At 34.0% G+C, this 24,733-nt stretch carries 20 protein-coding genes; 11 read left to right on the top strand and 9 right to left on the bottom strand.

Annotated features, from left to right (window positions below; translation table 11 throughout):
• Window positions 1-107 precede the first annotated feature (107 nt).
• Window positions 108-3,023: a leucine--tRNA ligase gene (gene leuS, locus K6T82_RS21005; RefSeq protein WP_223710312.1), complete on the top strand. Its 2,916-nt coding sequence runs from the start codon at window positions 108-110 to the stop codon at window positions 3,021-3,023.
• A 374-nt stretch (window positions 3,024-3,397) separates the two neighbouring features.
• On the opposite strand, the gene K6T82_RS21000 is transcribed toward leuS, so the two are convergent.
• Window positions 3,398-3,796: an MmpS family transport accessory protein gene (locus K6T82_RS21000; RefSeq protein ID WP_223710310.1), complete on the bottom strand. Its 399-nt coding sequence runs from the start codon at window positions 3,794-3,796 to the stop codon at window positions 3,398-3,400.
• 178 nt (window positions 3,797-3,974) lie between these two features.
• On the opposite strand from K6T82_RS21000, the gene K6T82_RS20995 reads away from it, so the two are divergent.
• The 3 genes from K6T82_RS20995 (at window position 3,975) to K6T82_RS20985 (ending at window position 7,398) form a co-directional block, all read left to right on the top strand.
• Window positions 3,975-5,963, top strand: coding sequence for an ATP-binding protein (locus K6T82_RS20995; protein WP_223710308.1), 1,989 nt, complete (start codon window positions 3,975-3,977; stop codon window positions 5,961-5,963).
• Between the two features lie 14 nt (window positions 5,964-5,977).
• Window positions 5,978-6,607 carry a response regulator transcription factor gene (locus K6T82_RS20990; RefSeq protein WP_223710306.1) on the top strand — a complete coding sequence of 210 codons (630 nt, stop codon included), beginning with the start codon at window positions 5,978-5,980 and terminating at the stop codon, window positions 6,605-6,607.
• 104 nt (window positions 6,608-6,711) lie between these two features.
• Window positions 6,712-7,398: a zinc metallopeptidase gene (locus K6T82_RS20985; RefSeq protein ID WP_223710304.1), complete on the top strand. Its 687-nt coding sequence runs from the start codon at window positions 6,712-6,714 to the stop codon at window positions 7,396-7,398.
• A 155-nt stretch (window positions 7,399-7,553) separates the two neighbouring features.
• Here K6T82_RS20985 and K6T82_RS20980 read toward each other — a convergent pair whose 3' ends face one another.
• From K6T82_RS20980 to K6T82_RS20970, 3 genes are all read right to left on the bottom strand, one after another.
• Complete coding sequence (locus K6T82_RS20980; RefSeq protein ID WP_035681816.1) at window positions 7,554-8,024, bottom strand: Lrp/AsnC family transcriptional regulator; 471 nt, start codon at window positions 8,022-8,024, stop codon at window positions 7,554-7,556.
• Window positions 8,025-8,295: 271 nt separating this feature from the next.
• Window positions 8,296-9,045, bottom strand: a complete 750-nt coding sequence (locus K6T82_RS20975) for a uroporphyrinogen-III synthase (protein WP_109190797.1) — start codon at window positions 9,043-9,045, stop codon at window positions 8,296-8,298.
• 14 nt (window positions 9,046-9,059) lie between these two features.
• Window positions 9,060-9,728, bottom strand: coding sequence for a DUF4271 domain-containing protein (locus K6T82_RS20970; protein WP_223710302.1), 669 nt, complete (start codon window positions 9,726-9,728; stop codon window positions 9,060-9,062).
• Between the two features lie 106 nt (window positions 9,729-9,834).
• On the opposite strand from K6T82_RS20970, the gene K6T82_RS20965 reads away from it, so the two are divergent.
• From K6T82_RS20965 to K6T82_RS20955, 3 genes are read left to right on the top strand one after another with little or no spacing between them, the layout of a single operon-like run.
• Window positions 9,835-10,560 carry a polyprenol monophosphomannose synthase gene (locus tag K6T82_RS20965; protein ID WP_223710300.1) on the top strand — a complete coding sequence of 242 codons (726 nt, stop codon included), beginning with the start codon at window positions 9,835-9,837 and terminating at the stop codon, window positions 10,558-10,560.
• Between the two features lie 10 nt (window positions 10,561-10,570).
• Window positions 10,571-11,911 (top strand): dihydroorotase, encoded by a 1,341-nt coding sequence (locus K6T82_RS20960; protein ID WP_223710298.1) that lies wholly within the window; start codon window positions 10,571-10,573, stop codon window positions 11,909-11,911.
• Window positions 11,912-11,920: 9 nt separating this feature from the next.
• On the top strand, window positions 11,921-12,406 hold the full coding sequence (locus K6T82_RS20955) for a DUF4296 domain-containing protein (RefSeq protein ID WP_223710296.1): 486 nt from the start codon (window positions 11,921-11,923) through the stop codon (window positions 12,404-12,406).
• Here the strand turns inward: K6T82_RS20955 and K6T82_RS20950 are convergent, their stop codons facing one another.
• Complete coding sequence (locus tag K6T82_RS20950) at window positions 12,407-13,408, bottom strand: NAD-dependent epimerase/dehydratase family protein (RefSeq protein WP_223710294.1); 1,002 nt, start codon at window positions 13,406-13,408, stop codon at window positions 12,407-12,409.
• Between the two features lie 213 nt (window positions 13,409-13,621).
• Here K6T82_RS20950 and tyrS point away from each other — a divergent pair, with 213 nt between their 5' ends.
• Window positions 13,622-14,917 carry a tyrosine--tRNA ligase gene (tyrS, locus tag K6T82_RS20945; protein ID WP_223710292.1) on the top strand — a complete coding sequence of 432 codons (1,296 nt, stop codon included), beginning with the start codon at window positions 13,622-13,624 and terminating at the stop codon, window positions 14,915-14,917.
• A 207-nt stretch (window positions 14,918-15,124) separates the two neighbouring features.
• Here the strand turns inward: tyrS and K6T82_RS20940 are convergent, their stop codons facing one another.
• The 4 genes from K6T82_RS20940 to K6T82_RS20925 all read right to left on the bottom strand — a co-directional run bounded on the left by K6T82_RS20940 (window position 15,125) and on the right by K6T82_RS20925 (window position 21,017).
• Window positions 15,125-16,105, bottom strand: coding sequence for a LuxE/PaaK family acyltransferase (locus tag K6T82_RS20940; RefSeq protein WP_223710675.1), 981 nt, complete (start codon window positions 16,103-16,105; stop codon window positions 15,125-15,127).
• 296 nt (window positions 16,106-16,401) lie between these two features.
• The gene (locus K6T82_RS20935) at window positions 16,402-16,743 is read right to left on the bottom strand and encodes a T9SS type A sorting domain-containing protein (protein ID WP_223710290.1); all 342 of its coding nucleotides are present in this window, start codon (window positions 16,741-16,743) and stop codon (window positions 16,402-16,404) included.
• A gap of 197 nt (window positions 16,744-16,940) precedes the next feature.
• Entirely contained in the window at window positions 16,941-18,131 is a 1,191-nt protein-coding gene (locus K6T82_RS20930; protein WP_223710288.1) for a hypothetical protein, read from the bottom strand.
• Between the two features lie 138 nt (window positions 18,132-18,269).
• Window positions 18,270-21,017 (bottom strand): TonB-dependent receptor, encoded by a 2,748-nt coding sequence (locus K6T82_RS20925; RefSeq protein WP_223710286.1) that lies wholly within the window; start codon window positions 21,015-21,017, stop codon window positions 18,270-18,272.
• 233 nt (window positions 21,018-21,250) lie between these two features.
• Here K6T82_RS20925 and K6T82_RS20920 point away from each other — a divergent pair, with 233 nt between their 5' ends.
• The 3 genes from K6T82_RS20920 (at window position 21,251) to K6T82_RS20910 (ending at window position 24,726) form a co-directional block, all read left to right on the top strand.
• A complete protein-coding gene (locus K6T82_RS20920) occupies window positions 21,251-21,934 on the top strand; it encodes a response regulator transcription factor (protein WP_008465097.1) in 684 nt (227 codons plus the stop codon).
• 250 nt (window positions 21,935-22,184) lie between these two features.
• The gene (locus K6T82_RS20915; RefSeq protein ID WP_223710284.1) at window positions 22,185-23,264 is read left to right on the top strand and encodes a sensor histidine kinase; all 1,080 of its coding nucleotides are present in this window, start codon (window positions 22,185-22,187) and stop codon (window positions 23,262-23,264) included.
• A 166-nt stretch (window positions 23,265-23,430) separates the two neighbouring features.
• A complete protein-coding gene (locus K6T82_RS20910; protein ID WP_223710281.1) occupies window positions 23,431-24,726 on the top strand; it encodes a porin in 1,296 nt (431 codons plus the stop codon).
• Window positions 24,727-24,733 lie beyond the last annotated feature (7 nt).

Below are 24,733 nucleotides of genomic sequence, written 5' to 3'. Positions count from 1 at the left end.
TCAGAGAAATAGCTTTGGAACAAGCCACAATAAATGTAAATTTGCGGCATAATTAATTTAGTGAAAAGCTTAGAACCTTAGTCACTTAGAATCTTAGTCACTTAAAAATGAAATACAATCCAAACGAAATAGACGCCAAATGGCAGAAGTATTGGGCAGAAAATCAAACTTTTGCTGCCAAAAACAATTCTGAAAAACCGAAGCATTATGTTTTAGACATGTTTCCTTATCCATCAGGAGCAGGACTGCATGTTGGGCATCCTCTTGGTTATATTGCTTCAGATGTGTATTCTCGTTTCAAAAGACACCAAGGATTCAATGTTTTGCATCCAATGGGATATGATAGTTTCGGATTACCAGCTGAGCAATATGCAATTCAGACAGGTCAACGTCCGGAAGATACAACTCGCGTAAATATTGACGGAGGAGTTGATAAAGAAGGAAAACAAATTGCTGGTTATAGAAAACAATTAGATAAAATCGGATTTTCTTTTGATTGGGGACGTGAAGTTCGTACATCAAATCCTGATTATTACAAACATACTCAGTGGATTTTTATCCAATTATTCAATTCTTGGTACTGCAAAAAACAAGGAAAAGCATTTGATATTTCAGAGCTTGTAGTTGTTTTTGAAGAAAGTGGAAATGAATTGGTAGAAGCTGTTTGCGATGATAATGTAGCAATTTTTACAGCTGACGAATGGAATTCTTATTCAGAAGATCGTAAAGAACAAATTCTTTTACAATACAGATTGACTTACTTGGCAGAAACAGAAGTAAACTGGTGTCCAGGTTTAGGAACTGTTTTGGCAAATGACGAAATCGTAAATGGAGTTTCTGAGCGTGGAGGATTCCCGGTTATTCGTAAAAAAATGACACAATGGAGCATGCGAATTTCTGCTTATGCCGAACGTTTGCTTGATGGTTTAAATGATATCGATTGGAGTGAATCGATCAAAGAATCGCAAAGAAACTGGATTGGTAAATCGGTTGGTGCTTTAGTTAAGTTTCAAGTTTCAAGTTCCAAGTCACAGGTTGATGCGGAAAGTGGGAAAACTTTAAACGTGAAACCTGAAACAAATTTTATTGAAGTTTTCACAACTCGCCCTGATACAATCTTCGGAGTGACATTTATGACTTTAGCGCCAGAACACGATTTGGTTGCTAAAATTACAACTCCAGAGCAAAAAGCAGAAGTTGAAGCCTATATCGAAAAAACGTCTAAACGTTCTGAACGCGAGCGTATGGCCGATGTAAAAACGATTTCTGGTGCATTTACAGGAGCTTATGCTGAGCATCCATTTACAAAAGAACCAATTCCGGTTTGGATTGGAGATTATGTTTTGGCAGGTTACGGAACAGGAGCGGTTATGGCGGTTCCTTGCGGTGACGAAAGAGATTATGCTTTTGCTAATTTCTTTAAAGGTCAGAACGGAATGCAGGAAATTAAAAACATTTTTGCCAATGTTGATATTTCTGAAGCAGCTTACGGTTCTAAAGACAACGTTGAAATCGCAAATTCTGATTTCTTAAACGGATTAAATTATAAAGAGGGAACTAAAAAAGCAATCGAAAAATTGGAGGAAATTGGTCAGGGAACTGGAAAAACCAACTACCGTTTGCGTGATGCTGTTTTCTCTCGTCAGCGTTATTGGGGTGAGCCATTCCCGGTTTATTATGTGAATGGACTTCCAAAAATGATTGATGCGCAACATTTGCCAATTATTTTACCAGAAGTAGAGAAGTATTTACCAACTGAAGACGGTTTGCCTCCATTAGGAAACGCTGCAGTTTGGGCTTGGGATACCAAACAAAATAAAGTTGTCAATACAGATTTAGTAGACAATGTTTCGATTTTTCCTTTAGAATTAAACACCATGCCAGGTTGGGCGGGAAGTTCATGGTATTGGATGCGTTACATGGATGCGCATAATGAAAATGAATTTGCATCTAAAGAAGCTTTGAAATATTGGGAAAGTGTAGATTTATACATTGGAGGAAGTGAGCACGCAACGGGTCACTTATTGTATTCTCGTTTCTGGAACAAATTCTTGAAAGATAAAGGTTTAGCTCCAACCGAAGAACCATTCAAAAAACTGATTAATCAGGGAATGATTTTGGGAACAACGGCTTATGTTTACAGATTAGAAGGAACTAATACTTTTGTGTCTAAAAATAAAATTGCAGATCAAAAAGTACAGCCAATTCGCGTTGACGTTAATTTTGTTAATTCTTCGGATGAATTAAATATCGAAAAGTTCAAAGCTTGGAGAGAAGATTTCAATACAGCTGAATTTATCTTTGATGAAAACGGAAAATACATTGTAGGTCGTGAGGTTGAAAAAATGTCAAAATCATACTATAATGTGGTAACGCCAGATGATATTTGTGCAGAATACGGTGCTGATACATTACGTTTATACGAAATGTTCTTAGGTCCATTAGAGCAGGCAAAACCTTGGAATACAGCCGGAATTTCGGGAGTTTTTGGTTTCCTTAAAAAATTATGGAGATTGTATTTTGATGATAATGGCTTAATCGTAAACAACGACGAACCAACAAAAGACAATTTGAAATCGTTGCATAAAACAATCAAAAAAGTAGCGGAAGATATCGAGAATTTCTCTTTCAATTCTTCGGTTTCTCAGTTTATGATTTGCGTAAACGAATTGTCTTCTCAAAATTGCCATTCAAGAGCGATTTTAGAACCTTTAGCAATTTTGGTTTCGCCTTATGCTCCTCATATTGCAGAAGAATTATGGTCGCAATTAGGGCACACAACTTCAATTTCTGATGTTGCGTTCCCAATTTTTGAAGAAAAACATTTGGTTGAAACCAATAAAGAATATCCAGTTTCTTTCAACGGAAAAATGCGTTTCACCATCGAGTTGCCTTTGGATTTAACCAAAGAACAAATCGAAGAAATTGTAATGAAAGACGAAAGAACGCAAAAACAATTAGACGGTAGAACGCCAAATAAAGTGATTATTGTTCCTGGCAAAATAATTAACCTTGTTGGTTAATATTTAAATTTCAAATATTTAAAATCCCAAATTCCAATTTTGTTGGAGTTTGGGATTTGTTTTTTGTGTAATATTTTTTCCGCCACGAATTCACGAATTTTTGTTCAATTAATTCGTGAATTCGTGGCGGAAAATTACCCGAATCAGCGCTACAAAGATTGGCGATTTAGATTGCGGGTCTTCGACTTCGCTCAGACTGACAATATTGAGAAAAAATTTTGTGACTTAGAGCCTTTGCGAGCAAAATAAATCGCAAAATGGAATTCGAAGAAATATGTCACCTTTAGGCAATAAGATAAAATAAAGAAGCTCCGTAAATAATTACGAAGCTTTCTTTTACCAAAAACAAAAAAATTAAATCCTAATCTTTAATATTATAGAGGAAATATATAAGTTCCAGGAATTGCAACGATTGTTCCGTCACTTTTTGCTTTCGCAGTTGTTTCCTTTTCTAATTTTCCTCCAATGTAAATTTTCACAGTTAAAGTTTGATCAACAACACCTCCATGCCCTGAAACTTGGACTGCAGCGCCAGTAGTACCTGAAGCAGCAGTAAATTCTTTAGTCCAAGGTAATTTGGTGATATCTACACTTTGTCCAGAATCTCCAGACTCCATATAAACAGCATCCATCTGTCCAGAAAAGTTTCCTGTTACTTCATATTTAACAGCTCTTGAGTTAGTTGCGCCTTTATCATCGTCATCGCTGCTGCAAGAAGCAAATGTAAATACAAGTGTCAGCATTAGCATTATTTGTTTCAATTGTGTTTTCATGAGTAAAATCTTTAATTATTTATATTTAAAATCTGATTAAAACAAAGTTAGAAGCTTATAAAGCGGAGTACAATACCTGATAAAATGTATTTTTTTTTACCTGATTTCAGGTAAAAGAGCTCTTTTTTGTTTCGAAAGTCATTAAGCTTTAATAACTTTGAGTAAATGCCCCATATTTATGAATAAAATCCAAGCCTTACTGTTTTTTTTACTTTTCTCTGCAATTGCCAATTCTCAGGTAATTCTTTCATTAGATGACGATACTGTGTATATTGACAGCATTGTGAAAATCACAAAAAATACTAAATCGGATAGTGTTAAAAGTTTGAATAGTTTCAGATTGTCTAAGCTATTCTTAATGGCGCAGGATGCGAAAAGTTCTAAAGAATATTTACAGCAAGCGAATAGATTAAAAATGAAGTTTCCTTTTTTGAAAGATGCTTCTATTTTTTATAACGCCTCTGATTTTCTTGTAAAAGGTGATGTGGAAGGTTTTGAAAAAGCTTTGCTCGAAGCTAATACCAAATTGAAAAAGTATCGTAATAAAGAAGCTTATAAACTTCGTGCTGTCATTCTTCAGAATTATGGGATTATGCAGCAACGCAAGAATAATGAAAATGCTTATATGAAACTGCTGGTAAACGAGGCAATTCCGATTGCGAAAAAAAGTGGAGATTATGAGCTCATCAGTGCGTTAAATAAAGCAGTCGCCATTATATTCATGAACAATAACGAGCGCGAAAAAGCTGCAGAATATCTGGATCAAGCGCAAAAATATATTGAAAATACCACCAAGAAGTCTGCAACTTTAGCAGAGTCTAAGATGGAAACCTATATTATAAATGCGGAAAATTTAGTGGAATTGAAGCACTTTTATGATGCTAAAGAAATTCTAGATAAAGCGTATGCTACTTTAGAGAAATATCCAGAATCGAACTTAAATGATTCTTATTTTTATTCGGAAGGAATTTATTTTGCCAAACAGAATAAACACAGTGAAGCATTGGTGAGTTTTGGAAAAGGAATTAAATCTGCCGAAAATCATCAAAATGCCATTGCTTTAAACCGATTAAAATTTGCTGAATATGAAGTGCTTTTTAAGCTTAAAAATTACGATAAAGCAAAGAGTAATTTGGAATATCTAATAGCAAAAACGCCGTTTATTGTAGATAAAAAGAATTATTACAAGGAATTGTCTAAAGTTTATAATGCGACAAAAGAATTTCCAAAGGCCTATTTCTATTCCAATAAATACAATGTTATCAATGATAGTCTTACCGATGCGAAATTAAAAAGTGAAATTGTAGAGCTCGAAGCAAAGTATAAAAAAGCAGAAAGCGAGAGGAAAATTAATTTGCTTCAGTCAGAGAATGAAAAAGCGGTTTTACAAGGTAATAACGACAGATTGAATTCGATGCTTTTGGCTGTGCTTTCGTTTTTATTGTTTTTGACGGTTTTGTTTTTGTGGCTATACAGCAATTATCAAAAGAAACTGAGTTTTCAAAAAGAGGTAAATCATAAACAAGAATTATCGGCTCTTGAAAATCAGCAGAAATTATCCATTTCAAATGCTTTAATTGAAGGAGAAGAAATTGAGAGAAAAAGAATTGCAAGAGAATTGCACGACGGACTTGGAAGTATGCTTTCTGGTTTGAAAATGCACCTGAATTTGGCTGATCGGGAAAATAAGGAAATCAGCCCCAATATCAACGGAATGCTAAATGATTCGATTAAAGAGCTTCGTAATATTTCGCAAAATTTAATGCCTGAAAGTTTAATGAAATTAGGACTCGAACATGCTTTAAAAGATTTATGTGCCTCGCATTCTACTTCAGAAACCATCATCGAATTTCAATATCTGATTAAAAAATCTAGCTTTCCTCAGCATATCAAAATTATGATTTATAGAATTATTCAGGAACTTTTGAATAATGCTTTAAAATATGCCAAAGCTTCTCAAATCTTGGTTTCCTGCTCGCAGAATAAAGATGTGTTTTTTATTACGGTGGAAGATAATGGTGTTGGGTTTAATGTTAAACATGCTGAAAAAAGAGATGGAATGGGTTTGAGGAATATTAAAAATCGTGTGGCTTTTTTGAACGGAAAATTAGAAATTGATTCAATTCCAAATAAAGGAACTTCTACTTATATAGAATTGAAAGTATAACCCTAAGTTAAATCATGAGATACAGAACAGTTATAGTAGACGATCACCCGATTGTAATTTCGGGTATTGCAGGTTTGCTGACCGATTTAGAAAATATTGAAATTGTAGAGAAATTTGAGTCTGGTGTGGCACTTTTGGATTACATCGAGGATAATAAAGTAGACTTGATTTTAATGGATATTTTTCTTCCGATTATAAACGGAGTCGATCTTTGTAAAACAATTAAACAGAAACATCCTAAAATCGTAATTATCGGAATGAGCAGTCAGTCTGAAAGAAGTCTTGTGATGCAGTTTATTCAGAATGGCGGAAACGGTTATATCCTTAAAAATGCTTCTTTTGATGAATTTAAAGATTGTATTTATAAAGCCATCGACGGCGAAATTGTTTTTAGTGAAGAAGTAAAGACAATAATCAGTCAGCCTTTGTCTGAAGATTTAGAGCGAATTCCGGGATTAAGTAGAAGAGAACGAGATATTGCCCTATTGCTTTCGCAAGGAAAATCGACTCAGGAAATTGCTGATAATCTGTTTTTGAGTTTTCTGACGGTACAAACGCATCGCCGAAATATCCTTCAGAAATACAAAATGAAAAATGTGGCAGAATTAATCGCTTTTTTATTGAAAAATAACATGCTGAACTGATACAAATTCGGAAAAAAAAATGTCAAAATGGCATTTTGTTAAAATGGTTCGTAATTTGAGGTTTCTTTTGTAAATTTAAAAATCAATCTAAAAACGTAAAAAACATGGGATCTGGATATCTAATTATTGCTGGAGCTATTATGTTGTTCAGCTGGCTGGTAAGTTCTCAGCTAAAGAGTAAATTTGAATTGTACTCTAAATTACAATTAAGAAACGGAATGAGCGGTGCCGAAATCGCTGAAAAAATGCTTGCAGATAACGGAATTACTGATGTTCGTGTTATTTCAACACCAGGTCAGTTAACCGATCATTATAATCCTTCAGATAAAACGGTAAATTTAAGTGAAGCGGTTTACAGTCATCGTAACGCAGCTGCGGCAGCAGTTGCAGCGCACGAATGCGGGCACGCAGTTCAACATGCAATTGGCTACGAGTGGCTGACAATGCGTTCTAAATTGGTGCCAATTGTAAGTGTTGCTTCAAACTATGTGCAATGGATTTTAATTGCCGGAATTCTGATGATTAAAGTTTTTCCTCAATTATTATTGGTGGGAATTATCGTTTTTGCAGCAACAACTTTGTTTTCGATTATTACGCTTCCTGTAGAGTACGATGCAAGTAACCGTGCTTTGGCATGGCTAGAAAATAAGCACATGCTCACACAAGAAGAACAGGCAGGAGCAAAAGATGCTTTAAAATGGGCAGCAAGAACATATGTGGTTGCCGCAATCGGATCTATAGCAACGTTGTTGTACTATATATCGATTTATTCAGGTAGCAGGAGGAACTAATTAGTTAATTGAGATAATTAGTCAATTAGATAATTTATAGCAAACCCGACAGATTTTTAAACCTGTCGGGCTTTTTATTTTTTAGGAATTATCTAATTATCAAATTGCCGGATTTTCTAATTGAATAGATTATCGAATTGCCACATTTTCTAATTCTAAAGTTGAATCTGTCTATCAATCTGCTGGTCTAATGAAATAAACGTTTCTGTTCTTGAAACTCCTTCAATAGCTTGAATTTTAGTATTTAAAAGCTGCATCAAATGTTCGTTGTCGCGACAAATGATTTTGATTAAAACGGACCAGTTTCCTGTGGTATAATGGCATTCTAAAACCTCTGGAATTTTCTTTAAATCTTTTACAGCTTCAGAATTTCGAGAAGCTTTATCTAGATAAACTCCCACAAAAGCCATAGTATTGTATCCTAGAACTTTCGGATTGACTGTAAACTTCGAACCTGAAATAACGCCAGATTGTTCCAGTTTTTTTAGTCGCTGGTGAATAGCGGCACCTGAAATTCCGATTTTATTAGCGATTTGTAAAATTGGTTTTCGGGCGTCATCCATTAAATAACGAAGAATTTCTTTGTCGATTCCGTCAATTTCAATTAATAGGGAGTTGATTTTCATAACTTACAATTTGAAACTGTTTTTTGCGATTTGGGTTTGCAATAGAAATCAAATGTAGTTAAAATGCTGTGGAAAAGAAAATTCCAATACTTAAATTCCAAATTCCAAATTTTACATTTTGATTATTTGTAAAACAAAAAATTCCAATACTTAAATTCCAAATTCCAAATTTTACATTTTGATTATTTGTAAAACAAAAAATTCCAAATCCCAATTGATTAAGTTGGAATTTGGAATTTTAAAACTTGTATATTTTTTCCTCTTGGTTAGGTTATTTTCCTTTGTTTGCTTCTGCAACGTATTTTTCTAAAGCCATTGTCATAGAAGGAGTTTCAGGAGTTGGAGCAAGAATATCTATTCTTAAACCATGATCTAAAGCTTCTTTCTGAGTTGTGCTTCCGAAAACAGCAATTCTGGTATCATTTTGTTTAAAATCTGGGAAGTTTTTAAACAATGATTTGATTCCGGTTGGACTGAAGAAAGCCAAAACGTCATAATAAACGTCTGCTAAATCAGATAAATCACTCATTACGGTTCTGTAAAAAATAGCTTGCGCCCAATCTACTTTTAGACTGTTTAATGTTACAGGAGCATCTGCGTTTAACTGGTCAGATGCTGGAAGTAAAAACTTCTCGTCTTTGTACTTCTTAATTAGCGGAGATAAATCTGCAAAATCTTTTGCCCCAACGTAAATTTTACGTTTTCTATACACAACATACTTTTGAAGGTAAAACGCAACAGCTTCAGATTGACAGAAATATTTCAATCCTTCAGGAACTTTGTAACGCATTTCATCAGCAACTCTAAAAAAATGATCTACAGCATTTCGACTTGTTAAAATGATCGCAGTGTAATGATTAAGATCGATTTTTTGTAATCGAATCTCTTTTGCGCTAACCCCTTCCACATGAATAAATGGTCTGAAATCAATTTTTATTTTGTGTTTTTGTTGGAGCTCAAAGTAAGGAGAATTCTCCACTTTAGGTTCAGGCTGTGACACCAAAATTGTTTTCACTTTCATATTATAAACATTTTCTAAGCACTCCCTTTTGTTATCCAATAATAAAGAAAATAATAAGGGGCTATTTCAAGAGCGCAAAGATACAAAATAAAATAAAATAACTTACCGATAATTACGTTTTGATATGTTTTAATTGAAATAAAGTAAGAGTATACGCTAATACACAGCGAAATGCCTATGATTACTAGGGGTACAATTTGTGAAATATTGCTGTAATAGAACAAAATAGCGTTAATCGGAAGAATTAAAACGCCAATATAAGTTCGATACGTCACTTTTTGTAAGTTAAATAACTCTACAAATTCATCAATATTGAAGGAAGTCGCTACAATTTTTTCAATTAAATATTTTCCTAAAATGAAATAAAGTAGGAAAGTAGCAATCTGAATAAATAAAATCCAGTCTGTTTTTGATGCGTGACCAAAAATATTCATCGTAAGCAATATGAAGAATGCATACGAAATAATTTGTACAAAAAACAAACCAACTGTAAAGCTGCTTTTTAAATGATTATTGTCGCGATAAATCTTAGCGTATTTATCAGAAAAAATAAGTTTACTAAACTCACTGAATCTTGTTTCGTAAGCAGATTTCGTCATGGCAACAACAGCAAAGGTCAGCACAAATAAAAGCGTTGCCCAGTCTTTGTTTTCCAGAATTCGAGGATGAAGTTGTTCAATCATAGCGTTACAAAATTAGCAATTTTTTGATGCAATAGTTTTATTATATATTTATTATGAATCAAATGCTATAAAAAGTTTACTTTTGCGGTGAAATTACCATGAAAAAATGAATGATAGTATTGTCATAATTCCCACTTATAACGAAATTGAAAATATAGAAAGTATCGTAAGAGCAGTACTTTCACAGCATAAATCTTTTCATCTGCTGATTATTGATGATAACTCTCCAGATCATACCGCAAATAAAGTAATTGCGTTACAGGAAGAGTTTCCGGGAAAACTTTTTTTAGAACAAAGAGCTAAAAAATCAGGATTAGGAACTGCTTATGTTCACGGCTTTAAATGGGCTTTGGAGCGCGAGTATCAATTTATTTTTGAAATGGATGCCGACTTTTCTCATAACCCGAATGATTTAGAAAAATTATATGATGCTTGTCATTTTGGGGGAGCCGATTTAGCTATCGGATCGCGTTATGTTACCGGCGTAAATGTGGTCAACTGGCCATTGAGTAGGGTTTTGATGTCTTATTTTGCATCTGTTTATGTTAAATTTATCACCGGCATGAAAATTCATGATGCAACTGCAGGTTTTGTATGTTACAAAAGAGAAGTGCTGGAGAAAATCAATTTGAATAAAATAAAATTTGTCGGATATGCGTTTCAAATTGAAATGAAATACAGAACCTATTGCGGTAAATTTCAAATTACAGAAGTCCCAATTATTTTTACAGACCGAACAAAAGGAGTTTCTAAAATGAGTAATGCCATTATTAAAGAAGCTATACTTGGAGTAATTTCGCTAAGATTAAGAAAATTAGTCAATTCATTATAAACCAACCAGAATGAACAGGATTTTAATAAAAAATGCCAAAATTGTAAACGAAGGGACAATTTTTGAAGGTGATGTTTTAATTGAAAACGATTTGATCGTTGAAATTGCCGATAGTATTTCATTAAAAACATCAGATTGTATTGTGATCGATGCAGAAGGAAACTACTTAATGCCTGGTGCAATTGATGATCAAGTGCATTTTAGAGAGCCTGGATTGACTCATAAAGGCGATATAGAATCGGAATCGCGTGCAGCAGTTGCGGGCGGAATTACTTCTTTTATCGAGCAACCCAATACGGTTCCTAATGCAGTAACGCAGGAAATTTTACAAGATAAATATGATATCGCCGCTGAAAAATCATTTGCGAATTATTCGTTTATGATGGGAGCGACAAATGATAACTTGGAGGAAGTTTTAAAAACAAATCCGAAAAATGTTGCTGGAATCAAGATTTTCTTAGGTTCATCAACAGGAAATATGTTGGTTGACAGAGAAGAGACTTTAGAAAAAATCTTCTCAAGTACACCAATGTTAATTGCGGTTCACTGTGAAGATGAAGAGACAATTAAAAATAATCTTGCCGCTTTTAAAGAGCAATATGGTGATGACGTTCCGGTGACGGCACACAATTTAATCAGAAGTGCAGAGGCTTGTTATATTTCTTCTTCAAAAGCAGTGGCTTTGGCAAAAAGAACGGGCGCTAGATTGCATATTTTCCATCTTTCTACTGCAAAAGAAATGGAATTATTTACCAATAAGATCCCATTAGAAGATAAAAAAATTACTGCTGAGGTTTGTGTACACCATCTTTGGTTTACAAATGAAGATTATAAAACAAAAGGAAACTTCATTAAATGGAATCCTGCGGTTAAAACTGCAGAAGATCGTGCAGAACTTTGGAAGGCATTAAATGACGGGCGAATTGATGTTATTGCAACAGATCACGCACCTCATACAAAAGAAGAAAAAATGCAATCTTATTTGAATGCGCCTTCTGGAGGACCTTTGGTTCAGCATGCGGTTGTAGCAATGTTTGAAGCACATCATCAAGGTAAAATCAGTGTCGAGAAAATTGTGGAGAAAATGTGTCATAATCCAGCTAAGATTTTTAAAATAGAGAAAAGAGGTTTTATTAGAGAAGGTTACCACGCCGATTTAGTAATTGTGAATCCAAGTTTGCCTTGGAGTGTAAAACCGGATAATATATTATACAAATGCGGATGGTCTCCTTTTGAAAATTTTACTTTCAAATCGAGAATTACGCACACTTTTGTGAATGGAGAACTGGTTTATAATAATTTTAAAGTAAAAGATACCAGAGCAGGAAAAAGATTATTGTTTGACAGATAAAAAGCGGCTATGAAGAATTTTATAGTAATAATATTGGTTTTGTTTCTTTCTGTAAGTTGTAAAAAAGAACTTGTAAAAAAGCCTGAAAAACTTATTGACAGAGAAAAGATGGTTGATATTATGTATGATTTATCAATTTTGGAGGCCATAAGATATCAAAAACCTTTGTCTTTAGATTCGGTAGACGGTGACGTTACAAAATTTATTCTCAGAAAATATAAAGTAGACAGTCTTCAGTTTGCTCAGAATAATATTTATTATGCTTCAGATTACGATAATTATAAAGATATGTTTGATGAAGTAAACAAAAAGATAGCTGTGAATCAGAGAGCAGCAGATTCTTTGGCTAAAATTGACGAAAAAAAAGCAGCTAAAGCGAAAAAGAATACTTTAAAACAGGAATTGAAAGAAGACTCGAAAGACTCTGTAAAAAAAGTTGCCAGAAAAATTAATATTGATTCTATAAAAAGAATTCAAATGCAGCAAAGAAGATAATTATAGTTTAGAACTATCTTTAATATATTGATGAATATCACTAAAAACCGTTCCTAGAGCGGTTTTTATTTTTTCATTACTATATAAATTTGTCGAGTAAGAAGCTTTTGCCGTTGCTTTGGTAATGCTTCTTTTTCTGAAAAATATGGTTGAAAATAGGGCATCTGAAATCCATAGAAAGTTCATGAAAAAAGGTTTTGCATGAATATGCGGCCTTTTTGCTTTTAAAGTATCTGCAATTGTGTTCAAAATGTCTCTGAAAACAATATTGTCAGCAATAAGTGTGAAGCGTTCGTTTTTGATTTCGCTTTTCATTAATTGAAAAGTTGTTTTTACAACATCACCAATAGAAATGAAACCTGTGTTTCCGAGTGTGTAAAATGATAATCCTTTGGAAACTTTTTTATAAACTTCATTGCTTCCTTGTTCAAAAACATCCATCATAGGAATGGGGCCTAATATAACTCCGGGATTTACAATAATTACATTTAAACCTTCTTGTTGTGCGCGCCAAACTTCCATTTCGGCTCCATATTTAGAGATGGCATAATCACTGTGTGGTTTTTCAGGATTCCATTCCGTTTCTTCAGTAATATGAGTTTCGTGAGAAGCAATGTCGCCTAATGCGGCAATTGAACTGATGAAGCAAAACTTTTGAACGCTTTTTGCAATCGAAAAATTGACCATATTGGCCGTTCCTTCAATATTGGTTTTTCTAAGTTTCTCCTCTTCTTTTGGGTCGAATGAAATTAGAGCGGCGCAATGGTAAACGTGAGTAATATCGATAAAAGCATTTTCAAGCGAAGGAACGTCTAAAATATCAGCTTCAAGCCAATTGATTTTTTCAAACAAATCTGTTTTTTTATAGAAATCAAAAACCGATTTAGTTTTCTGAATATTGTTTTCGCTTCTGTAAATTGCCCGAACATTTTCTCCATTTTCAATTAAATGAAGTAATAAATGCGCGCCGACTAAACCAGTTCCTCCAGTTACTAATACCATTTTGTAAAGATAAGTTTTTGCTTTTAAGGTGCAAAGTGGCAGAGGGACAAAGTTGCAAAGGTTTTTTTAAGATACTAAGATTCTGAGATACTAAGGTTCTAAGTTTTTATTATTTTTTGAAATTGTCTTTTGTCATTGTCATTGATATTGATATTGTTTTTTTGACATTGCCATTGCCATTGATTATATTTGCGCAAATTATTTTAGAAAAAAATGAAGAATCTAGTTGAAGAATTAAAATGGCGCGGGTTATATCATGATAGTATGCCTGGAACGGAAGAACAATTACTAAAAGAAGCTACCGCTGCGTATATTGGTTTTGATCCAACGGCAGATTCACTGCATATCGGAAGCATGGTTCAGATTATTTTATTGGTTCACCTAAAGAATTTCGGGCACAGACCGATTGCTTTAGTTGGTGGAGCAACAGGAATGATCGGTGATCCTTCTGGTAAATCTGATGAAAGAAACTTGCTTGATGAAGAAGCTTTGGCTAAAAACGTAGCGGGAATCAAAAGTGTTTTGTCTCGTTTCTTAGATTTTAATTCAACTGAAGTTAATGCGCCAGTAATGGTAAATAACTACGATTGGATGAAAAATTTCTCTTTTATCGATTTTGCGCGTGAAGTTGGAAAAAGAATCACCGTAAATTATATGATGGCTAAAGATTCTGTAAAAAAGAGATTTAGCGGTGAAGGTGAGGGAATGTCTTTTACAGAGTTTACATACCAATTGATTCAAGGTTACGATTTTTATCATTTATATAAAAACAACAATTGCGTTTTGCAAATGGGAGGTTCTGACCAATGGGGTAATATTACCACGGGAACAGAATTGGTACGTAGAATGGGTGGAGAAAACGCAAAAGCGTATGCTTTAACAACTCCATTAATTACAAAAGCTGACGGATCTAAATTCGGAAAATCGGAAGGTGGAAACGTTTGGTTGGATGCTGATAAAACTTCTGTTTACAAATTTTACCAATTTTGGGTAAACACTACTGATGTTGATGCTGAGAAATATATTAAAATCTTTACTTTCTTGGATAAAGATACAATTGATGCATTAATTGAAGAGCATAAAACAGCTCCGCATTTAAGAGTTTTACAAAAGAAATTAGCAGAAGAAATTACTGTTTTTGTTCATAATAGAGAAGAATTAGAAAAAGCAATTCAGGCTTCGAATATTTTGTTTGGAAATTCTACTGCAGAAGATTTGAAAAAATTGGATGAGGCTACTTTCTTAGAAGTTTTCGATGGAGTTCCTCAAGCTGAAATCGCAAAAGCTGATTTAGAAAACGGATTGGAGATTATTACGGTTTTAAATGAAAAAACCGGTTTCTTTAAATCTAACGGAGAAGCGAGAAGAGCGTTAACTGCAAATTCTATCTCTGTAAACAGAGAAAAAATTAAAGAAGATTTTGTGCTGACTGCAAATGATTTAATTAATAATCAGTTTGTGTTGCTGCAAAGCGGAAAGAAAAATTACTTTGTGATAAGAGTTGTTTAACTGTTTAATCGGTTAATTGTTTAATCGACAGAGAGACTTTAAACTTAAAATATAAAAACCCAATGTTCGAAAGAATATTGGGTTTTTTATTAAATATATTTAATAAACCGAGTGATTTATTTTTTTGAGATTGTGAACGATTAACCGAATTAACGGTTAAACAAAAAGACCGATTAAACGATTAACCCAATCAACGGTTAAACCAAATTAAAGCACCATCAAATTACAACCACGAATATCAGAATTATCAAAACGTCCTAATACTTCGAAAGAGTTGTTGGGATATTTTTTGCCTAAATCTTGTGTGGCAATAAAAGAACAAGAATTGATATTAGCTAGATCGATAACATTGATTCCGCCTGTCTTTCCGTTGTCGACATAAGTAAGTGCATCTTCCGGATCACGAATTAAGATATTCATCCAAGAAGGACATTCGAAAACACCTTCGCCTAAAGAATACGCCTGTGCTAAAAGTTCGGTCATTCCGTATTCTGAATGAATGGAAGAAACGCCAAAACCTTTGCAAAGTTGTTCGTGCAATTCTTCACGAATCATTTCTTTACGTTTTCCTTTCATTCCACCAGTTTCCATAATAATGGTGTTTTGAAGGTTGAAAGAATGTTTTTCGATTAAATCTAAAAGAGCGTAAGTCACACCAATTAAGATTACATTTTGACCGGCTTCATCTAATTCCAGAAGTTTTTTGATTAAGTCGTCATGATTGTGTAAATAAAACCCGCTTTCAGGCTGATTAGAGAGTTTTATTAAATCTTCTACCATGTAAATTAACGAAGAGCCTTCTCGTTCTAAATAAGACGGTAAAAGAGCTAAAACAACGTAATCTTCGATGTTGCCGTAAAATTGAGAAAATCCTTTGCGGTAACTTTCCTCGTATAGGGAAATATCGGTCACTAAATGTCGGCTTGTAATCATTCCGGTAGTTCCACTACTTGTAAAAGTAACTTGTGTAGGATCTGTATTAGAAACTACATCGTGACTTTTGAAAAATTGAATAGGTAGAAAAGGAATTTGCTGCAAAGATTTTACCTGTTGCGGATTCACTTTTAAAAAATCACAGAAATCGCGGTAAACTTTATTATTCTCGTGCTGAAAACGAAACACTTTTAGTGCTATTTTCTCAAATTGTTTCTGACTAGAAATGGTAAATATATCGTTGGCTGTGATCAAAACTTTTTTTTGCAAAGATACTTTTTTTTAGTTTTCGGTCTCGGTTTTCAGTCTCAGTTTTCAGTCTCAGTTTTCAGTCTCGGTTTTCAGTCTCAGTTTTCAGTCTCAGTTTTCAGTCTCAGTTTTCAGTCTCGGTTTTCAGTCTCGGTTTTCAGTCTCGGTTTTCAGTCTCGGTTTTCAGTCTCGGTTTTCAGTCTCGGTTTTCAGTCTCAGTTTTCAGTCTCGGTTCTCGACAAACTATATAACTGAAAACTGTCACTGCGACTGAAAACTAAAAAAAGCTCCAAAAGGAGCTTTTATCTTATAATGAGTTTTCGGGTTGCCGATGCGTTTTGTTCATTGATTTTAATGATGTAGACTCCTGGAGGCAATTCAGAGACGTTTAATTCTCTTGAGGCCAAATGTGCTTGCAGTACTTTTTTTCCTAAAATATCAAACACAATAATTTCCTTCTCTAAATCGTTTTTAGTAGAGATATAGACTTTTCCATTAGTAACAGGGTTAGGGTACAAGCTAAGTCCCTCAATTGAAGTCATCTCCTGAGTCTTTGGTAATTGCTTGCTGTCCTGCGCTGAAGCGTTGGTTACAGTAAAGAAAAAAGCCAATAAGAAAGTAATATAAAAGTAGTTTTTTGCCATCGCAATATTTTAGTTATTGTAAATATACAAAAAAAATTACAAAAAGTACGCCAAAAAAAAACATCACTAAGATTTAGGATGTTTTTAACATTTTGTTTCCGAAGTTATTAGGGAAGATCTCAATAAAAACGAGAGGTTTCAAAAAAAAACACCCTAATAAAATTAGAGTGTTTTTAAATGTTTTATGTTTTACGAGATTATAGACCTTTTGTCCATCCAGCAGTCCAAGTAGGAACTCCTGATCCGTTTCCTGCTCCAGTTGCAGTTGTAGATTCTGTGTAAACTTTAGTAAAGTCGTTATTAGCAACTCCTGCAGTAGTTGTAGATTTAGATTTAAGAGTTACTTCTTCGAATTTAACATTAGTAGCCATTAAATCAGTTCCAGCGTATCCGATGCTTTCGTCGTGTTGAACGTCAAATCCAGTTTTCCAACCTTTTAATACAACGTTGTCAAATTTACCTTTAGTACCAACTCTTAATTTGAATGCTTGAGATTCTGCACTTGTATCATTAACACCAGCTCCAATTAGAGTTAAGTTTTTGATAGTTGGGAAAGAAATTGGAGTAGCTAAGTGGTTGTTAGAGTTGTTATCAGCTTCGATACCTCTGTTACCAGCGTTAGTTCTAATTCCGTAGAAGTTTTCTCCTGTTCCATTCCATCCTTCAGTCCAGTCAAATAAATCATCACCTACAGCTGTAGCATCTTTGTTAGAAACTACTAAGTGATTAGCGTTTACAGTTCCACCGAACCACTCGAATCCGTCATCTGAACTTTCGTAAACTTGTACATAGTCAACAACAGTTCCTTTTCCAACTCCGAAGAAAGAAACTCCGTTGAATTCTTTATCACTGCTGTAAGAGAAACCTGGGTACTCAATTCTTAAATATTTGATTGATCCAGAGTTGTCATTAGCGTCAGTTCCACCGTAAGTTAATTCAGAAACTTCAGCACTAGCAGAAGCTCCTTTGTTGATAGGTGCTTTTCCACAGATTACTAAACCACCCCAAGCAGCTGGTTTTTTTGTTTCTGAAGTCATGATAACTGGGCTAGTTGCAGTTCCTTGAACGTCAATTTGTCCTCCTTGTGCTACAGCGATATATCTTACAGCTGCTAATTGATCAGAAGGTAATGCAGTTGCTTCGATGATAACTCCAGGTCTGATTGTAAGTTTAGCAGTGTTTTTAACTACTAATTTTCCTGTTAGTTTATAAGTTCCAGATTCTAATACTACCTCACCACTGTTGATTTCTCCTTGTAAGTTGTCTCTTACTACTACGAAATCAGATTTTGGTCCGTCGTTTTTGTTGTCATCGCTTGAGCAAGATGTTGTAAGTGTTGCAAGCGATAATGCCGCTAAACCGAAAATTGTTGAAATTGTTTTTTTCATTACTTTAATAATTAGTTTGTGTTTATGCAAAGATTAGAACTTAAGCTTTAATCAACGTTAAGCCGTTGTCATCTATTTGTTATGTGTTTTTTATTCTAACGTTAAGGAATTGATAACTCAATATTTCCTGTGTGTTTCTTAGAATTGGTAGTTCATTCCCAATCCGAATGTCAGACCTTTTTTGTAGTTGAATACTAATACGTCTCCACCTGCATTTTCTTGAACTCTTTTGAATTGTGGATTCAATAAGTTTCTTGCTCCAAAATCAATTCCAAAGCTTTTAGTCAATTTTGTTTTTAATATAAGGTCTAAAGTTCCCATAGCTTTATCAACTAAATTTCCTTTTCCTTCGTTTCCAATTGCATAAAGTTTGTCAGAATAATGGTTGTAAGCTAGAGTTGCCATAATTCCAGAATCGGTTGTAAAGTTTTTAGTGTAAGACAAATCAGCATTTAAAATCAAATCTGAAGCTCCAGTAAATCCTGAACTGCTGTCTGTAGTATTGATGTTTAATCTTCCGTCTGTTTCATCTCTAACTTTTTCTGCATCGATGTCTTGATGTGTTTTCATTAAAGAAGCATTGAATCCGAAAGAAAGCTTGTTAGTGTATTCTCCTTCAATTTCAAAAATATTTTTTCTTGCTTCTAACTCAAGTCCATATGCATAACCAGTATCTCCGATATTAACAAAAGAAATATCATTTGTAGAAGAAGCAATAATGATTTGGTTGATTGGGTCCATGATGTATTTTCCAAAAGCAGTAACAGAGAATAACTCATCGCTTTTTGGGAACATTTCCCATTTTAAATCAAGATTGTAATTTTGTGAAGGATATAAACTTGGGTTACCAATTACAGATTCCATTACATCTTCATAAATAAACAATGCACGTTCTTTAAACTGTGGCAATGTGTACGTTTTACTAATTGCTAAACGTAGATTTTGTTTTTCGTTTAATTCATATTTTAAGATAGCACTTGGTAAAACTTCGTTTCTATCAAAAGTATTTGTTCCTCCACCTGCATCAAGCTGTGTTCTCCAGTTAACTGTTTGAGAGATTCTTTCGTATCTCACACCAATAACAGAGCTGAATTTATCTGTAAATTTGTATTCGAAATTACCAAAACCTGCATGTATATCCTGTTGTCCGTCATAAGTTTGAGGAGTCATTCCTGCAAAAGAAGAAGTTGAGAATAAACCATTGCTATAGTTAGTTTGGTTGAAGAATGCATCTAAATTGTTTGGATCTACACTTGTGTTTTGACCAGCTTGGCTAATGTTGAAGTTGAATTGAATAGCTTCAAATTCACGTTTTTTAAATCTACCATTATAACCAGCAGTAATTTTTCCTTTTTGCTCGCCATCTGCATTTTGTAATTTGTAAGAGAAAGCAAGATTCGCAGCAGCTTCATTTTCTGTTAGATCTTGAAAATATCTCTGGTTATCAGTTGTCGTTCTTTGAGCAAGTGTGTAAATATCAGTTGTTGGGTTGTAGAACATTTTGTTTTGTGTTCTGTCTGGCATATTACCTTTTACAGTATTGTATGAAACACCCCAATCCATATCAATTTTATCAGTTATTTTACTGTTTCCTAAAAGCTGATTGATCATTACGGTATTTTGTGTAAACGTACCTCTTTGAACTAGAAGACTTGCGTCAGAGTTGTCAAAATCACGATCACTTCCTAGGTAAGTATCTCTAGTTTGCTCAGATGAGTTAACATATAAAAAGTTGTATCCAATTTTATGGTTTTTGTTCAAACGGTAGTTAGCATTGAACATTCCAGTAGTATTGGTGTTGTAAGTGAATTTTTCTTGGTTGAAAGATTTCAATGAAGCACCTTGAGCGTTTACACTTTGAGTAAGCCCTTCTCTGTATTCGTAACCGTTGCTAAATCCTGCAGTAGCAAAAAGGCTTAATTTTCCTTCTTCGCCAATATTGAAAGTTTTACCTGCTTTTAGGTTAAAGTTTCCGCCAAATGGAGATTCTTTTTTAGGATTTAAGCTGTTTTCAAAACTAAAACTAGTTAAAGGATTTTTTGGAACTCCGTAAGAAACAAAACCAGATTTGTTTGGTCCTTGTTGTAATAAGAAATTGCTTGAATTTGATACTGCATTAGTGTTCACTTTTGATCCTAATGAGATTTCAAACATTCCTTTTCCACGGTAATCTTTAGATACGATATCTACATTTCCTCCGGCAAAGTCACCATACATTTTTGCTCCGTATGATTTGTCAATAGAAATATATTCAACAATATCAGTAGAGAAAAGATCTAGAGCAATATTTTTTCTTTGTGGATCATTAGATGGAATTGGCAATCCGTTCATCGAAGTCGAGTTGTATCGGTCACCCAAACCTCTAACGTAAACGCTGTTACTTCCTTCTTGTTTAGAAACACCAGATGTTTTTGCTACAGCGGCAGCAACATCTCCAACTCCTTTTCTAGAAAGTTCTTGTGCACCGATAGTTTGCTTAATGTCTACGGCATTTTTTTGTTCTAAAAGTAAAGCCGTTTCTTTTTGTTTGCTCACAGCAGTTGCTTGTACAACTACATCTTTAAGTGTGTAACTTCCAGAAGTAAGAGCTTGATTGATCACTACAGTTTCGTTTGCTTTTACGGTAACTGGAGCTTCTACAGATTCATATCCAAGGAAACTGAAAATTAAAGTATAATTTCCTGGATTTACGCTTAAGGAATATTTTCCATCAACGTCGGTGTTTGCGTTAATATTCGTACCTTTAATGAGTACATTTGCAAAAGGTAAAGATTGGTTGTTCGCATCTTTGTCGGTTAGAACTCCAGAAATCGTACCTTTGTTTTGTGCGATCGAAATCGTACAGATAAATAATGCAATAAAGAGAAATCTTAAATTGAATTTCATTGTTCAGTGTTGTGTTTATTATTTTGGTGCAAAGAAAGAACCGCGCTGTAAAGTCCATGTTACGGACTTGTTATGTTTTTGTGTTGTTAAGATTATCAAATTGTTACGAGATTAAATTACGGTTAACACCATTTTTTAAAGGTTCTTTTGTTAGTATATTTACCCTGTGAAATAAGAAATATCGAATGTTAAATGAAGAAGTTTCGATATAAAAATCTCAATTTTTGCTATTTATGAAAAAAACACAAACTAAGATTTTATTAGTTGACGACGAACCAGATATCTTAGAAATCGTTGGCTATAACCTTGCTCAGGAAGGCTACCAGATTGTTACGGCATCTAATGGAAAAGATGCGATAGCAAAGGCGCAGAAAGAGCTGCCAGAATTAATCATTATGGACGTGATGATGGCAGAAATGGACGGAATGGAGGCTTGCGAGCATATTAGAAAAATTCCTGAATTAAATAATGTTATCATAACATTTCTTACGGCAAGAAGTGAAGATTATTCGCAAGTAGCTGGTTTTGACGCTGGTGCTGACGACTATATTACAAAGCCAATCAAACCAAAATTATTGGTCTCTAAAGTAAAGGCTTTGTTAAGAAGGTTAAAAGAACAAGAAGTTGTTACAGATACTTTGAATGTTGGCGGAATCGAGATTAACCGTGAGGAATACAAAATCATAAAAGGCAATGTAGAAATTGCTTTGCCAAGAAAAGAATTCGAATTGTTTTATCTATTGGCTTCAAAACCAGGAAAAGTTTTTAAAAGAGATGAAATCCTAGATAAGGTTTGGGGGAACGAGGTGGTAGTTGGAGGAAGAACAATCGATGTTCACATCAGAAAACTACGTGAAAAAATCGGCGAAGACCTTTTCAAAACTATAAAAGGAGTTGGTTATAAATTTGAAGTTTAATTTTTTTTAGAGTTCCTAAGATGCTAAGATTCTAAGTTTTTTTAGCTGTAACTTTAGACAATATTAAATATATTCAAATTATCTTAAAATATTCAATACATTTAAACCATATAAGAATTGAAGACGTACGGTCTTCATTTTCTTATATGGTTTTTGAGTTAATCATTTTTTGTTTTTTGATTTACTCAAAGGAATGCAGTTTAAAAACAAAACTTAATTTTCTTAATTTCTTAATGGTTCAATTTTTTCAATGAAAATCAATTTTAAAAAAACATACAAATTTGCTATTAAGTCGGCATTGTATATCAGTTTATTTGCAACAGCGTTTGTGCTTATGCTGATGTCTTTGTTTTATAAAAATCAGTTAAAACATCAAGTAGCATTTGGAATAATTTTCATTATTGTCATTTATATATTCTCTTTTTTGGTTCTACAATATCGTGTAGAACGCTTTATTTATCGAAGAGTTAAGAAAATCTATGATGAGGTTTCTTTGTTAGAATCAACAACACTCATCAATCAGCCGATTAATACGGATATGGAAACGCTTTCGCGCGAAGTGAAAAAGTTTGCAACAGATAAAAAACTCGAAATCGAAATGCTCGAAATTCGTGAACAGTATAGAAGAGAGTTTTTAGGAAACGTTTCGCACGAGTTGAAAACCCCATTATTTACTGTTCAAGGATACGTTTCTACTTTACTTGACGGTGCAATGGATGATAAACACATCCGAAAAAAATATTTAAAACGTGCCGAAAAAGGTGTGGAACGTCTTATTTATATAGTAGAAGATTTGGATATGATTACCAAATTAGAATCAGGAGATTTAGATTTAAATATGACTGATTTTGATGTGGTTGAATTGATTCAGAATGTTTTTGAATTGCTGGAAATGAAAGCCGACAAAAAGAAAATCAAATTGGCCTTTGAAAGTAAAAATATCCAGTCGGTTATGATTCGTGGAGATCAGGACAGAATCCAGCAGGTTCTGGAAAACCTAATTGTAAACTCTATCAAGTACGGAAAAGAAGGTGGTCTAACCGAGGTTGGGGTTGTAAATCTAACCAAGAAAAAAGTCTTAATTCGTATAAGTGATAATGGAGAAGGAGTTGAAAAACAAAATATTCCAAGACTTTTTGAACGTTTTTACAGAGTTGATAAAAGTGGAACTCGCTCTGAAGGTGGTTCTGGTTTAGGTTTGGCGATTGTAAAGCATATTATTGAAGCGCACAAAGAGAAAGTATATGTAGAAAGTGAATTTGGAATAGGTTCTGAGTTCTCTTTTACACTTGAAAAAGCACATAAATTGACGAAAATAGACGTTAAGTAAACGTAATTTCGTTTTTGCTAAAAGTCGTATAATGTGACTTTTAACAATAAATAAACATACGGATTTCTGCCGTAACATTAAATTTTTATTATAGTAACATCTGGTTAATGATTTCTTAACACAGGTGACCCATCTTTGCATCCTGAAATTAAGGGCATTAAAAAAAATGATAAAAAAAATAGTTGTTTCAGTTTTATTGGTAGTCAGTTGCGGTATCAATGCGCAGGAATTAAATAAGCAGGATGTAAAAAACGAGGTAATGCGTATTTTAGATTCTATAAATAAAGCAAAACTTCCAGAAACCAATTCTGGAGTTAGCAATTCAGACCACTGGTATGATAGAATATCTCTTCGAGGGTATGCACAAATCAGATACAATGGTTTGTTTTCTACAAATGATAAAGTTTCCTGCGAACAATGTGATAAATCTTGGGGAACAACTTCTACAGCTCCAGATGCAAAAGCAAACAACGGACTTTTTATTCGCCGTGCTCGTTTTGTGTTTTCTGGACAAGTTCATCCAAATTTATTCTTCTATTTTCAGCCCGATTTTGCAAGTTCTCCAAGCACTGGGGTTCAGAATTTTGTGCAAATTCGTGACTTGTATTTTGATCTTTCATTCGATAAGAAAAAAGAATATCGTGTGCGAGTTGGACAAAGTAAAATTCCTTATGGATTTGAAAATATGCAATCTAGCTCTCAGCGTTTAACATTAGATCGTGCAGATGGAATTAACTCATCAATCTTAAATGAGCGTGATTTAGGAATCTTCTTTTATTGGGCTCCAGCCGAAATTAGAGAGCGTTTTGCTATGCTGGTTGCAGACGGTTACAAAGGTTCTGGAGATTTTGGGGTTTTTGCTTTTGGAGTTTATAACGGACAGATTGCAAATAAGTTAGATGGAAATAGAGATTTGAATGTTGTTACTAGATTGAGTTATCCATTCGTAATTGGAAGTCAGATTATCGAACCTGGTATTCAGGCATATACTGGGAAATGGGCTTTTACTGGAGAAATTTCATCTGGAGTTATTGTAAATGATCCTCAATATGTAAAGGACCAAAGGGTAGGAGCGACTTTTGTTTTGTATCCAAGACCTTTCGGAATCCAGACGGAATATAATATAGGAACAGGACCTCGTTACAACACGTTAACAAATACAGTTGACGAAACAGATTTGAATGGAGGTTACGTTTTATTAAACTACAAATGGGATTTAAAAAAGCAGCATCTTTATCCTTTTGCTAAATTCCAATATTATGATGGAGGAAAGAAATATGAAAAAGATGCTAGAAGTTACGTAGTAAGAGATTACGAAATTGGTATCGAATGGCAGCCATTCAAGGCATTCGAACTTACAGCAGAATATGTAATTGCAGACAGGACTTTTGAAGACAGTGCGCTTCCAATAAACAGACAACAAGGAAATGTGCTTAGATTACAGGCACAATTTAATTTCTAGAAAAGAG

Origin of the sequence: Flavobacterium potami (assembly GCF_020026915.1) — a bacterium.
Taxonomy (GTDB): domain Bacteria; phylum Bacteroidota; class Bacteroidia; order Flavobacteriales; family Flavobacteriaceae; genus Flavobacterium; species Flavobacterium potami.
Note: the sequence above shows the minus strand (reverse complement) of the source record. Positions and strands in the feature narration are given on the sequence as shown.